10 protein-coding genes and 2 pseudogenes are annotated in these 12,609 nt (G+C 67.9%); 8 read left to right on the forward strand and 4 right to left on the reverse strand.

Going from position 1 to position 12,609, the window contains the following annotated elements; genetic code table 11:
* The first annotated feature begins 266 nt into the window (after positions 1-266).
* From J8N05_RS15245 to J8N05_RS15270, 6 genes and pseudogenes are all read left to right on the forward strand, one after another.
* Positions 267-1,658 (forward strand): hypothetical protein, encoded by a 1,392-nt coding sequence (locus J8N05_RS15245; RefSeq protein ID WP_210883253.1) that lies wholly within the window; start codon positions 267-269, stop codon positions 1,656-1,658.
* Positions 1,659-1,807: 149 nt separating this feature from the next.
* Positions 1,808-1,894: pseudogene (locus J8N05_RS15250) on the forward strand (glutamine synthetase); the annotation flags it as partial.
* Between the two features lie 186 nt (positions 1,895-2,080).
* Entirely contained in the window at positions 2,081-2,554 is a 474-nt protein-coding gene (locus tag J8N05_RS15255) for a carboxymuconolactone decarboxylase family protein (protein WP_210883256.1), read from the forward strand.
* Positions 2,555-2,582: 28 nt separating this feature from the next.
* Positions 2,583-3,506 (forward strand): RNA polymerase sigma-70 factor, encoded by a 924-nt coding sequence (locus tag J8N05_RS15260; RefSeq protein ID WP_210883258.1) that lies wholly within the window; start codon positions 2,583-2,585, stop codon positions 3,504-3,506.
* A 140-nt stretch (positions 3,507-3,646) separates the two neighbouring features.
* On the forward strand, positions 3,647-4,504 hold the full coding sequence (locus tag J8N05_RS15265; RefSeq protein ID WP_210883261.1) for a helix-turn-helix domain-containing protein: 858 nt from the start codon (positions 3,647-3,649) through the stop codon (positions 4,502-4,504).
* The gene (locus tag J8N05_RS15270; protein ID WP_210883262.1) at positions 4,501-4,686 is read left to right on the forward strand and encodes a DUF397 domain-containing protein; all 186 of its coding nucleotides are present in this window, start codon (positions 4,501-4,503) and stop codon (positions 4,684-4,686) included. Before J8N05_RS15265 ends, J8N05_RS15270 begins: the two co-directional genes overlap by 4 nt.
* Before the next feature lie 31 nt (positions 4,687-4,717).
* Here the strand turns inward: J8N05_RS15270 and J8N05_RS15275 are convergent, their stop codons facing one another.
* Together J8N05_RS15275 and J8N05_RS47315 are read right to left on the reverse strand one after the other, a co-directional pair.
* Positions 4,718-5,155 carry a VOC family protein gene (locus J8N05_RS15275; RefSeq protein WP_210883264.1) on the reverse strand — a complete coding sequence of 146 codons (438 nt, stop codon included), beginning with the start codon at positions 5,153-5,155 and terminating at the stop codon, positions 4,718-4,720.
* Between the two features lie 21 nt (positions 5,156-5,176).
* Positions 5,177-5,284, reverse strand: a pseudogene (locus J8N05_RS47315) (pyridoxamine 5'-phosphate oxidase family protein); the annotation flags it as partial.
* Positions 5,285-5,454: 170 nt separating this feature from the next.
* Here J8N05_RS47315 and J8N05_RS15280 point away from each other — a divergent pair.
* Positions 5,455-8,460 carry a bifunctional [glutamine synthetase] adenylyltransferase/[glutamine synthetase]-adenylyl-L-tyrosine phosphorylase gene (locus J8N05_RS15280; protein WP_210883266.1) on the forward strand — a complete coding sequence of 1,002 codons (3,006 nt, stop codon included), beginning with the start codon at positions 5,455-5,457 and terminating at the stop codon, positions 8,458-8,460.
* Positions 8,461-8,761: 301 nt separating this feature from the next.
* On the opposite strand, the gene J8N05_RS15285 is transcribed toward J8N05_RS15280, so the two are convergent.
* Both J8N05_RS15285 and J8N05_RS15290 read right to left on the reverse strand, forming a co-directional pair.
* Positions 8,762-9,616 carry a phosphatase PAP2 family protein gene (locus J8N05_RS15285; protein ID WP_210883268.1) on the reverse strand — a complete coding sequence of 285 codons (855 nt, stop codon included), beginning with the start codon at positions 9,614-9,616 and terminating at the stop codon, positions 8,762-8,764.
* A gap of 167 nt (positions 9,617-9,783) precedes the next feature.
* Positions 9,784-10,818 carry a LacI family DNA-binding transcriptional regulator gene (locus tag J8N05_RS15290; protein WP_282108149.1) on the reverse strand — a complete coding sequence of 345 codons (1,035 nt, stop codon included), beginning with the start codon at positions 10,816-10,818 and terminating at the stop codon, positions 9,784-9,786.
* Positions 10,819-11,314: 496 nt separating this feature from the next.
* Here J8N05_RS15290 and J8N05_RS15295 point away from each other — a divergent pair, with 496 nt between their 5' ends.
* Complete coding sequence (locus tag J8N05_RS15295; RefSeq protein ID WP_210883270.1) at positions 11,315-12,589, forward strand: extracellular solute-binding protein; 1,275 nt, start codon at positions 11,315-11,317, stop codon at positions 12,587-12,589.
* Positions 12,590-12,609 lie beyond the last annotated feature (20 nt).

Genomic DNA, 12,609 nt, shown 5'->3' on the forward strand with positions numbered 1-12,609 from the left:
TTTCACCGTACAGAGCCCAAGACCGGGTAGGTAGTTGGCCATGCTTAGCTCTGCAGGAACAAGGGTGAGTGGTTCGTGGTGGGGGGACCCGGACATAGTGTCCGGGTCCCCCACCATCACGACTTGAAGAGGGAGGCGGTTTGACGGCTGTGCCGACGACCTAAAAGTGCGTACGTGCGACTGTCCACTTGTTTCCATATGTGGCAGGTGATGTCGTTCGAGCGCTGATAACCTGCCTCTCAGATCTGCTGGCGGAGGGGCGTGTAATGGAAATTGAGTCGTCGGAATTTCTTGAGCGGAAAAAAGTTGAGCTTGGTGATGGGGAGCCGCGGCGTGAATTGGAGAAGCTGTGTCAAGAGAGGCGCATTGAGTGCTCTTGGATTTGGCACGAGTCACTCGGGCTCCGATTTCGTGTCGGATTCCCGAATGGGAGAGAGAAGAGGTGGCAGATAGTCACCCCTGCGGACGCAAAAGACCTTCTTCTGGCTGATTTTCCTGTCTTCACCTACTTGGGGGACTTTGATGCCGTGCTCTTCAATTCCTCGCAGACTGTAGAGGCGGCAATCCGCTCTGATATTTCATATCAAGCCTTCTTTGATCTTCCGGGAGTTCGGAAAATTGAGCCCCCTCAGCCAGAGCTTCCGGGGCTGGAAGACGATGTCGATGAGGAGTCGAGGTTTGGCTCGCGAATCCAAATCAATGATGCGTGGGTTCTAGATTTTTCACCAACGCCGGATCGCCCTGACCTGAGAGTTCAAATCGGGTCTGCATCTCGAAATTTCAGTGCCGTATCTGATCGCAAGCGTAGAAGGCTGACTGCCAGGGATAGACCCCCTCTTCCGGGCGGGTTGGGGCGCTTTCCGACTTTGCGTATATCCGGCATGCAGGTGACGCGACACGATGATGCGCTAGATCTCTTGAAGCGTATCTCGGGCGCCATCTTCTTCGAACTTGACTTGCAGTATGGTGTAGCGGCATCCATTATTCCCTCCTTCGCGTCTGAGCTGGCACGGCGGAAGGGTAGGGTGCAGCGCGAAAAAAATCAGCAGCTTCCGAGGAATCCCCAGAATCAATATCCAGAAAAGCCGCTGAGTCTCTACCGGTATGGGCGATCGAGTGGGATACCGCTCTTGGAGTATTTGGCCTACTATCAAGTGCTCGAATACTTCTTCCCTAGCTTCAGTCATCGAGACACCCTCGCAAGGCTGCGCAATGAACTCCTGGACCCGCGTTTCAGAGCTGATGATGATAGTAATTTGGTGCGAATAATCGGCTTGACGGCGGGAACCGGAAAAGCGTTCGGGAGTGAACGGGATCAACTTCGATCGACAATAGCGGGTTGCGTGACTGAAGGGCACCTTCGGGATTTCATAGCTAGTGACGACATTCTCCATGAGCATTTTTCAGGGAAGCAGAAAATTAAAGATGTGACCCATCTGAATCTCGCGGATACGAGGAATGACTTCCTAACGGCAGTCGCGAATCGCGTGTACGATATTCGGTGCCGGATCGTGCATACCAAAGATGATGGCGGTGGTGCTGCGGATCTCTTGTTGCCCTTTACGAAGGAGGCGGAGGATCTTGGTCCAGACATTGAGTTGGTCAAGTACCTGGCCCAGAAGGTCCTTATCGCCGGAGCTTCTCATTTGCGCCTCTGATGAGGAGTGTGACGACGCTGCGGCCGGGCCGTCTGTGGGCCGTCGAAGGGTGGCCCACGACGACCAACAACACCCAATGACGGCCGTTCGATCGCAGTTCAATGCTGCGCTGACGTCGATTGTGTGAGGTCACTAAGGGTCGACGCCACTTCCTGCGCAACAAGCGCCAGGAGTGGGAGGAGTACCGCTCCGAGGTGACGGCCTTCGAACTGCGGAAGAACCTGCCGGTGCTGTAGGCGTCGCGGGCGGGTCGCGGGAGCGGCCGGCTGTTTGAATCGTGTGGACCACTTGGGGTCGACGGTCGTGGACCGTCGGCCCCGACTGGTTTTCCGGGAGACGCGGGTCACACGTGTGCGTGTCACAGGGGGTCGGGCTGTCTCGTCTCAGGGGTGTAGGCCCCGACGAGCACCGAGGAGTGCGTGATGGACGCTCGACTGAACTATTTCGCCAGCCCGATGGCCGGGAAGGCCCTCAAGTACTTCATGTCGGCGGGCAAGGCGCTCAAGGAGTCGCCCTTGCCGGTCGTGACGCAGGAGTTGGTGGCCCTGCGGGTCAGTCAGGTCAACGGGTGCGCCGTCTGCCTCGACATGCACACCAAGGAAGCCGCCGCCGCCGGGGAGAGCGCCGTGCGGCTCGGTCTCGTGGCGGCCTGGCGGGAGGCCACCGTCTTCACCGAGGCCGAGCGGGCCGCGCTGGAACTGGCCGAGCAGGGGACCCGGGTCGCGGACGCGGCCGACGGGGTCAGCGACGAGGTCTGGGCGCGTGCCGCCGAGCACTACGACGAGGAGCAGCTCACCGCCCTGGTGATCCTGGTGTCCTTCATGAACACGGTGAACCGGCTGAACATCATCACTCGGCAGCCCGCCGGTGACTACAAGGTCGGCCAGTTCCACTGAACCGTACGAACGACGAAGGGGAGTCGGCGTGAGCAAGGTCGAGGAGTTCGAGGAACTGCGGCCCCTGCTGTTCTCGATCGCCTACCGCATGCTGGGCAGCGTGAGCGAGGCCGAGGACGCGGTCCAGGAGACCTGGCTGCGCTTCGACGGCTCCGCGACCCGGCCCACGTCGGTCAAAGCCTTCCTGTCCGCCACGGTGACCCGTGTCTCGATCGACGTGCTGCGCTCCGCGCGGGTGCGGCGCGAGGAGTACGTCGGGCCGTGGTTCCCCGAGCCGCTGCTCACCGACCCCTACCAGGACCCGGCCCGCTCGGCGGAGCTGGCCGACTCGGTGTCGATGGCCGCGCTGCTCCTCCTGGAACGGCTCAGTCCGCTGGAGCGGTCCGTGTTCGTGCTGCGCGAGGTGTTCGGCTTCGGCTTCGACGAGGTCGCCGCGGCGGTCGGGCGGTCGGAAGCGGCCTGCCGGCAGCTCCAGGTACGGGCCCGGCGGCACATGCGGGCCGGACAGCCACGGTTCGAAGCGGACCGTCAGGAGCGGGAGGAGCTCGCGACCCGCTTCTTCGACGCCCTGCGCGAAGGCGATGTCGACGGTCTGCGGGATCTGCTCGCCGCCGACGTGTCGATGGTCGGGGACGGCGGCGGCAAGGCCCCGCAACTGGCCCGGGCCGTCACCGGCGCCGAGAGCGTGGCCCGGCTGCTCGCCTCCGTTTTCCCCCACATGGCCCGCGTCGACGTGACCTTCGAGCCCCACGAGGTCAACGGCCGCCCCGGCGCGGTCTTCCGCGACCGCGACGGCAAGGTGCTCCACATCCTGGCCCTTGAGGTGCTCGACGGGCGCGTCCACACCATCCGCTCGGTGATCAATCCCGACAAGCTCGGCCACCTCGGGCCGGTCGCCGACGCGTGGGCCGTCGACCGCGAGGTCAAGCGGGCCCGCCGCCAGGCGAATTGAGCGATCGACCGACCCGTACGCGGGCTCAGCGTACGGGCTCACCGTGTGGACAGTATGTGTAACCCTCCGTGACCATGGGTGGGTTGGCGGTGTTGACGGTGTGGACGGGTCGATGGGCGCGGGTGAACGGAGGGCCTGGCATGGCGGACGGTACGGGTGGGGCGGGCGCCCCCCTTGGCTGTGGTGGCGGCGAGCCGGAGGTGTCCGACAGCCTCAAGACGTTCGGCGAGGTGGTCAAGGCCTTCCGGAAACGGGCCCGCCTCACGCAGGAGGAGTTCGCGCCCAGAGTGCGGTACTCGGCGCCGACCGTGGCCTCCATCGAGCAGGGCCGCCGGTTTCCGCCGCCGGAGTTCGTCGAGCGCGCGGAGGAAGTGCTCGACGCGTTCGGGGCGTTGCGGGGTGCCGCGCGGCATCTGTCGCGGCAACCGGGGCTGGCCAGCTGGTTCCGCCAGTGGGCCCGCCTGGAGGAGACGGCGGTGAGCCTCTACACGTACGAATGCCGCCTGATCCCGGGGCTGTTGCAGACCGAGGCGTATGCGCGCACGCTGTTCGTGAACCAGCTGCCTCCGCTGGGCGACGACCAGATCGAGGCCCAGTGGGCGGCACGGGCTGAACGCCAACGGCTGCTGCGGGAGCGGCCGAACACGGCGTTCAGCTTCATCCTGGAGGAGCATTTGTTCCTCCGGAGGACAGGGGAGGCCGAAGTTTCCCAGGGGGTTGTGGACCATGTACTGGAGCTTGCCGAGCAGCGCAACGTCGAGGTCCAGGTGATGCCCCTTGCCCAAGGGGCACATGCCGGTCTCGCGGGGCCGATGCAGCTGTTGGAGACTTCGGAGAACCGTTGGTTTGCCTACAACGAGGGTCAGCGCGGGGGCCTGTTCGTTTCCGAATCGAAGGAAATCAGCGTCCTCCAGATGCGGTATGCCAGGATGCGCTCACAGGCTCTCTCCCTCGATGACTCTGTGAGCCTGTTGCGGCAGATGCGAGGAGCGCTATGAAGACGACCGAACTGGCCTGGTTCAAGAGCAGTTACAGCAGCAGTGGTGATGGCGACTGCGTCGAGATGGCCGTCTGCCCGGATCTCATCCACGTACGTGACTCCAAGGCGCAGGCGGGTCCTCAACTCGTCGTCACCCCCAGCGCCTGGACCAGCTTCCTGGCGTACGCGGTCAGCGGCTGACGCCGGCCGGTCCAGGCGCCCGGGCCGGGGGCTACTGCTGTTCCGCCTGGTCCGCCAGCAGGCGATGCAGCGGCTTCGCCGCGCGCTCGCGGTACTCCTGGATCGCCCAGCCGTTGCCGTCCGGGTCGGTGAAGTGCATGAACGTGCCGCCGTCCTGAGGGGCGTACGCGACGGGCTCGCTGAGTTCCAGGCCCCGCGCGGTCAGCTCCTCGTACGCGGCTTTCGCGTCCGCGACGACCAGCTGCATGCCGTGGTACGTGCCCGGCTGCGGGGTGCCCGACGGGATCGGCACGCCCTTGGCGAGCGCGATCGAACAGCCGGAACCGGGCGGCGTCAGCTGGACCACCCGCGCGCCCGGCATCACCTCCGTGTCGATGTCGACGTGGAAGCCCACCTTGTCCTCGTAGAAGGCCTTCGCCCGGTCGATGTCGGTGACGGGCAGCATGATCACTTCAAGGGCCATGTCCATGAACGACTCCTTTGTCGTACGTCAGGCGAACCGCCGGCGCGTCCGGCCGAACGGCTCCCCCTTACCGAAGCCGAAAACGGTCCCGGGCGCCACCGAGAAGACAAAGGCATTCCCGGCACCGTGGTGGAAGCCTCGGGCAGCGGCGTCACGTGCGGCCCGCCGGTGAAACCGCCGTCCGCGTCCAGGCGCTTCCCCGCGGCTCTGCGGTTAGGCTCAAGCCGTACGACCTTGATCGCGTGGGCGGCATCCGGTGGGTGGCGTCGCGCTGGGTGACATCGCGGGGGACGACGGAGGCCGGGATGACGGTGCCGGGACGCAGGAGCAGTACCTTCTCTCGGCTGCTGCGGCACGGTTTCACCGATCCGTCGGGCGCCGAGCGGCTGCTCGACAGCCCGCAGCTCGCGGCCGTGACCAACGACCCGGTGCTGCTCGACGCGCTCGGCGCCACCGCAGACCCCGATCTGGCGCTGCTCGGGCTCGTCCGGATCGTCGAGGCGCAGGACAGCGACGCGGGGCGGCGTGAACTGCTCGACACGCTGATCGCGGCCAAACCGCTGCGCGACCGGCTGCTGGGGGTCCTCGGCGCCTCCGACGCCCTCGGTGACCATCTCGCGCGCCACCCGCTCGACTGGCAGGCCCTCGTCACGTACGAGCCGCAGGACCTGCATCCCGGCGTCGCGGAGTTCGAGCGCGGGCTCGCCGAGGCGACCGACCCCGTGTCGCTGCGGGTCGCCTACCGGCGCTGCCTGCTGTCCATCGCCGCCCGTGACGTGTGCGGGACCACCGACGTCACGCAGGCGGCGGCCGAGCTGGCCGACCTCGCGACCGCCACCCTGCGCGCCGCGCTCGCCCTCGCCCAGACCGACGCGCCCGAGGACGCCGGGATGTGCCGGCTGGCCGTGATCGCGATGGGCAAGTGCGGCGGCCACGAGCTGAACTACGTGTCGGACGTCGACGTCATCTTCGTCGGGGAGCCCGCCGAGGGGACCGACGCGGCCGACGAGGACAAGGCGATGCGGGCCGCCACCCGGCTCGCGGCCCATCTGATGCGGATCTGCTCGGAGACCACCGTCGAGGGTTCCATCTGGCCCGTCGACGCCAATCTGCGCCCCGAGGGCCGCAACGGCCCGCTCGTGCGCACACTCAGCAGCCACCTCGCCTACTACCACCGCTGGGCCAAGACCTGGGAGTTCCAGGCCCTGTTGAAGGCGCGGGCCGTCGCGGGGGACCTCACACTGGGAGAGGAGTACGTCTCCACGCTGGCCCCCCTCGTCTGGCAGGTCGCCGAGCGGGACAACTTCGTCGCCGACGTGCAGAAGATGCGGCGGCGCGTCGTCGAGAACATCCCGCCCGCCGAGATAGAGCGGGAGCTGAAGCTCGGCCCCGGCGGACTGCGGGACGTCGAATTCGCCGTACAGCTCCTGCAGTTGGTGCACGGGCGGGTGGACACGTCACTGCGCAGCGGGACCACGCTGGACGCCCTGAAGGCACTGGCGGCGGGCGGGTACGTGGGACGCGTCGACGCCGTGCAGTTCGACGAGGCGTACCGGTTCCTGCGGTCCATGGAACACCGCATACAGCTCTTCCGGCTGCGGCGTACGCACCTGGTGCCCGAGGACGACGCCGATCTGCGGCGCATCGGACGGTCGCTCGGCCTGCGGACCGACCCGGTCAAGGAACTCAACCGGGAGTGGAAGCGGCACGCCGGTGTGGTGCGGCGGCTGCACGAGAAGCTGTTCTACCGGCCGCTGCTCGACGCCGTCGCCCAACTCGCGCCCGGCGAGAGCAGGTTGAGCGCGGGAGCGGCGCGGGAGCGACTGGTCGCCCTCGGCTACGCGGACCCGGCCGCCGCGCTGCGCCACCTGGAGGCGCTGGCCTCCGGCGTCACCCGCAAGGCAGCCATCCAACGCACGCTGCTGCCCGTCCTGTTGGGCTGGTTCGCCGACTCCGCCGACCCCGACGCGGGACTGCTCAACTTCCGCAAGGTCTCGGACGCGCTCGGCAAGACCCCCTGGTATCTGCGGCTGTTGCGGGACGAGGGCGCCGCCGCAGAGAACCTCGCCCGCGTGCTGTCCGCCGGACGACTCGCCCCCGACCTGCTGATGCGGGCGCCCGAGGCCGTGGCCCTGCTCGGCAACGGGTCCGGCGGCGGCCTCGTGTCCCGCACCCGCGCCCACCTGGAGCAGGAGATCCTCTCCGCGGTGGGCCGGGCCGGCAAGGGAGAGGCCGCGGTCACCGCGGCACGCGGCGTACGGCGGCGGGAACTCTTCCGTACGGCCGCCATCGACATCGTCAGCTCCTACGGCACCGAGGAGACGCCCGCCAACGCCGACCAGGGCGCGCTCGTCGACCTCGTCGGAGGCGCCATCTCCGACCTCACGGCGGCGACCCTCGCCGGCACCCTGCGGGCCGTGGTGCGCGACGGCTGGGGCGAGACCCTGCCCACCCGCTTCACCGTCATCGGCATGGGCCGCTTCGGCGGCCACGAACTGGGCTACGGGTCCGACGCCGACGTCCTCTTCGTGCACGAGCCCCGGGAGGGCGTCGGCGACGAGGAGGCCTCACGGGCCGCCGGCGCCGTCGTCTCCGAGATGCGCAGACTGCTCCAGATCCCCAGCGCCGACCCGCCGCTGCTCATCGACGCCGACCTGCGCCCCGAGGGCAAGTCGGGGCCGCTCGTACGGACACTGAAGTCGTACGAGGCCTACTACCGGCGCTGGTCGCTGGTGTGGGAGTCGCAGGCCCTGCTGCGGGCCGAAGTCGTCGCGGGGGACGAGGAGTTGGGGCGCCGGTTCCTCGACCTCGCCGATCCGCTGCGGTACCCGGCGGAAGGGCTCGGGGAGGACGCCGTACGGGAGATCCGGCGGCTCAAGGCCCGCATGGAGACCGAGCGGATGCCCCGCGGCGCCGACCCCACACTGCACACCAAGCTCGGCCGGGGCGGGCTGTCCGACGTGGAGTGGACCGTGCAGTTGCTGCAGTTGCGGCACGGGTGGGTGGAGCCGGGGCTGCGGACCACGCGCACGCGGGAAGCGCTCGCCGCGGCGTGTGCGGCCGAGCTGATCTCCGGCGAGGACGCGGCGATCCTGGACGAGGCGTGGGTGTTGGCGACTCGGGTGCGGAACGCGGTGATGTTGGTGCGGGGGCGGGCGGGGGACACGTTTCCGTCCGACGGGCGGGAGCTGGCGGCCGTGGGGCGGTACCTGGGGTACGGGCCCGGGCATGTGGGCGACATGCTCGACGACTACCGGCGTACCACGCGGCGGGCGCGGGCGGTGGTGGACGAGCTGTTCTACGGGGCGTAGCCACGCCCACGGGCTTTTTCTCGCCCCCGCCGCCCCTACCCTTCCCGTCACTGACTCGGGGGCGCTGCCCCCGAACCCCCGGTCCTCAAACGCCGGACGGGCTGAGATGTCGCGGACGGCCGGAGATCTTCAGCACGCCCGCGAATCTTCCAGCCCGTCCGCGTATCTTTCAGCCCGTCCGGCGTTTGAGGACAAAGGGGGGCGAGGGGGCGCAGCCCCCATGCGTGGACGGGAACGGGTAGGGGCGGCGGGGGCGAGGAAAGGCCACCCCCCCCAGCACCTGCGGGGCCGCGCTGGTCGCTCAGGGCTTGGGCGGGACCTTTTGCTGGACCTGTTGCGGGAGCGCGTACGGCAGCGCCCCGTACCAGAGCCTCGCCACCGTGTAGCCGAACGCCAGGCACGCCATGCCGCCCACCGCGTCCAGCCAGAAGTGGTTGGCCGTGGCGACGATGACCACCAGGGTCGCCACCGGGTACAGCAGGCCGAGGACGCGGACCCAGGGGACCGAGGCCAGGGCGAAGATCGTGAGGCCGCACCACAGGGACCAGCCGATGTGCATGGACGGCATCGCGGCGTACTGGTTCGACATGCTCTTCAGGTCGCCCGAGGCCATCGAGCCCCAGGTCTGGTGGACCACGACCGTGTCGATGAAGTCGTTGCCGGTCATCAGGCGCGGCGGGGCCAGCGGATACAGGTAGTAGCCGATCAGGGCCACGCCCGTGGTGGCGAAGACGACCGTGCGCGTGGCCGCGTACCGGCCCGGGTGGCTGCGGTAGAGCCACACCAGGACGCCGATGGTCACCACGAAGTGCAGCGTCGCGTAGTAGTAGTTCATGCCGACGATCAGCCATGTCACCGAGTTCACGGCGTGGTTGACCGATTCCTCGACGGCGATGCCGAGATGGTGCTCCACTCTCCAGAGCCAGTCGGCGTTCTCCAGCGCCTGACTCCGCTGCTCCGGAACCGCGTTGCGGATCAGCGAGTACGTCCAGTAGCTCACGCCGATGAGCAGGATCTCGAACCAGAGCCGGGGGCGGCGGGGCGTACGCAGCCTTCGCAGGAGACGGTGTCCCGCGCTGCCGTGCGCCTCGTCCGCGACGGGCTGTGGAGGGGCCTGCTCCTGGCCTTCCAGTGTCGTCACGGTGCTCTCACCCATAGGGACAGAGTCTGCCAGATGAGCCTTTCTCGACCGATCATCCCTTGGGTGGGTTCTGGCCGCACGTTCTACACCTGAAGTAGGTGGACCACTACTTCCCGCGCACGACCACGCCCGGCCCGCACCCCTACGTAATACCCCTGGGCGGTACCTCTGAGCTGGTGTTCCTACGAGCGGTTGCGGTCCCCGGGGGACGAGGCCGTCGAGCCCCGCACCACCAGCTCGGGCATGAACACGAACTCGCTGTGGGGTGCCGGCGTCCCGCCGATCTCCTCCAGCAGCGTACGCACCGCGGCCTGGCCCATCGCCGGGACCGGCTTGCGGACCGTGGTCAGGGGCGGGTCGGTGAACGCGATCAGCGGGGAGTCGTCGAAGCCGACGACGGAGATGTCGTCCGGGACTTCCAGCCCGCGCTGCCGGGCCGTGCGTATGGCACCCAGCGCCATCATGTCGCTCGCGCAGACGATCGCCGTGCAGTCGCGGTCGATGAGCGCCGCCGTGGCGGCCTGGCCGCCCTCCAGCGTGTACAGCGAGTGCTGGACCAGGCGCTCCTCGATGTCGGCCGTGGCCAGCCCCAGCAGGTCCTGCATCGTGCGGACGAAGCCCTCGATCTTGCGCTGCACCGGCACGAACCGCTTGGGGCCCAGCGCGAGGCCGATCCGGGTGTGGCCGAGCGAGACGAGGTGGGTGACCGCGAGGGCCATCGCCGCCCGGTCGTCCGGGGAGATGAAAGGTGCCTGCACCTTTGGCGAGAAACCGTCGATGAGGACGAACGGCACGCCCCGCCCGCGCAGTTGCTCGTAGCGCTGCATGTCCGCGGAGGTGTCCGCGTGCAGTCCGGAGACGAAGATGATGCCGGCGACCCCCCGGTCGACCAGCATCTCGGTCAGTTCGTCCTCGGTGGAGCCGCCGGGGGTCTGGGTCGCGAGGACCGGCGTGTAGCCCTGCCGGGTCAGCGCCTGGCCGATGACCTGGGCCAGGGCCGGGAATATCGGGTTCTCCAGCTCCGGGGTTATCAGCCCGACGAGCCCCTCGCTGCGCTGGCGCAGCCGTACGGGCCGCTCGTAGCCGAGCACGTCGAGCGCGGCCAGTACGGACTGGCGGGTGGTGGCGGCGACGCCCGGCTTCCCGTTCAGGACCCGGCTGACGGTCGCTTCGCTCACCCCCGCCTGCGCTGCGATGTCGGCAAGCCGTGTGGTCACGGGATTGGACTGTACCGGCCGGGGATCGCGTTGCCCACTGAACGAACGCCGTGCACGGGCACTTGGACGGCCCGCTCCGGGCTGCTGCGTCATCGCGTTCCCTCGTGATTCTGGTCGGCAGTGTCGTGGCGGGGTGGTCGTCGTCCGCCGCGTGCGCCCGTGCGGTCGGGGTGCTTCCTGCAAGGCGCCGAGCGCCGATGATCCTCGTGACCGACGAGTATGGCAAGAGCTTGCAGAGTCTTGCACGGCGGGCCCGCACCCCACGAATGCCCCTGTGGCAAGGCATCGCGGCAGATCGGGACGGTTCCGAAGAGGTCACGGCGGGGTAACTGTCGGCGGGTCTTGCACTTTTTTGCTGCAAGGTCTTTCGCGCCGCTTACATCGCTGTTACGTTCACGTCGCCCGACGGCGGCAACGGTGCGGTCGGCGAGTCGGCAGGGACGGCGGACGGGGCCGCTCCCTCAAGCACACGGGCTTTCACCCTCAAGGAGAACTCATGCGGCGTGGCATAGCGGCCACCGCACTGGTGGCGTCCCTCGCCCTCACGGCGACGGCCTGCGGCGGAGACAGCGACGACAGTGGCAAGGCGGACGGCCCGGTCACCCTCACGTGGTGGGACACGTCCAACGCCACCAACGAGGCACCGACGTACAAGGCCCTCGTGAAGGAATTCGAGAAGGCCAACCCGGACATCAAGGTCAAGTACGTCAACGTGCCCTTCGACCAGGCGCAGAACAAGTTCGACACCGCCGCCGGTTCCAAGGGCGCCCCGGACATCCTGCGTTCCGAGGTCGGCTGGACCCCCGCGTTCGCCAAGAAGGGCTTCTTCCTGCCGCTCGACGGCACCGAGGCCCTCGCGGAGCAGGACAAGTTCCAGGCCAGCCTGATCGAGCAGGCCAAGTACGAGGGCAAGACGTACGGTGTGCCGCTGGTCACCGACACCCTCGCGCTGGTCTACAACAAGGACCTCTTCGCGAAGGCCGGCATCGACGCGGCGCCCACCACCTGGGCCGACCTCAAGACGGACGCCGGCACGGTCAAGGACAAGACGGGCGTCGACGGCTACTGGGGCTCCACCCAGGCCTACTACGCGCAGTCGTTCCTGCACGGCGAGGGCACCGACACGGTCGACGCCGACGCCAAGAAGATCACCGTGAAGTCGCCCGAGGCGGTCAAGGGCTACAAGACCTGGCAGGGCCTGTTCAGCGGAAAGGGCCTGCACAAGGCGGACACCACCGCCGACGCGTACGCCCACATCCAGGACGCCTTCGTCAACGGCAAGGTCGCCTCGATCATCCAGGGCCCGTGGGAGATCACGAACTTCTACAAGGGCTCGGCCTTCAAGGACAAGGGCAACCTCGGTATCGCCACCGTCCCGGCCGGCTCCGGCGGCAAGGCGGGCGCCCCGACCGGCGGCCACAACCTCTCCGTGTACGCGGGCTCGGACAAGGCCCACCAGGAGGCGTCGCTCACGTTCCTGAAGTTCATGACGTCGGCGAAGTCCCAGGAGACCATCGCCCTCAAGAACTCCACGCTGCCGACCCGCGAGGACGCCTACACCACCGAGGTCAAGTCCGACCCGGGGATCGCCGGCTACCAGGGTGTGCTCGCCGCCGCCCAGCCGCGCCCGGCGCTGCCCGAGTACAGCTCCCTGTGGGGTCCGCTCGACACCGAGCTGCCGAAGATCGCCGGTGGCAAGGAGTCCCTCGACAAGGGCCTGAGCAACGCGGAGACCGCGATCGCCAAGCTGGTCCCGGACTTCAGCAAGTGACACCGGGTGGCCGCCGGATC

This window comes from Streptomyces liliiviolaceus, from assembly GCF_018070025.1.
GTDB lineage: Bacteria > Actinomycetota > Actinomycetes > Streptomycetales > Streptomycetaceae > Streptomyces > Streptomyces liliiviolaceus.

Bases quoted from the DNA above. Each gene is read 5' to 3' on its own strand.
- J8N05_RS15245 (WP_210883253.1), top strand. From the start codon at position 267: ATGGAAATTGAGTCGTCGGAATTTCTTGAGCGGAAAAAAGTTGAGCTT.
- J8N05_RS15255 (WP_210883256.1), top strand. From the start codon at position 2,081: ATGGACGCTCGACTGAACTATTTCGCCAGCCCGATGGCCGGGAAGGCC.
- J8N05_RS15265 (WP_210883261.1), top strand. From the start codon at position 3,647: ATGGCGGACGGTACGGGTGGGGCGGGCGCCCCCCTTGGCTGTGGTGGC.
- J8N05_RS15270 (WP_210883262.1), top strand. From the start codon at position 4,501: ATGAAGACGACCGAACTGGCCTGGTTCAAGAGCAGTTACAGCAGCAGT.
- J8N05_RS15275 (WP_210883264.1), bottom strand. From the start codon at position 5,155: ATGGACATGGCCCTTGAAGTGATCATGCTGCCCGTCACCGACATCGAC.
- J8N05_RS15280 (WP_210883266.1), top strand. From the start codon at position 5,455: ATGACGGTGCCGGGACGCAGGAGCAGTACCTTCTCTCGGCTGCTGCGG.
- J8N05_RS15285 (WP_210883268.1), bottom strand. From the start codon at position 9,616: ATGGGTGAGAGCACCGTGACGACACTGGAAGGCCAGGAGCAGGCCCCT.
- J8N05_RS15295 (WP_210883270.1), top strand. From the start codon at position 11,315: ATGCGGCGTGGCATAGCGGCCACCGCACTGGTGGCGTCCCTCGCCCTC.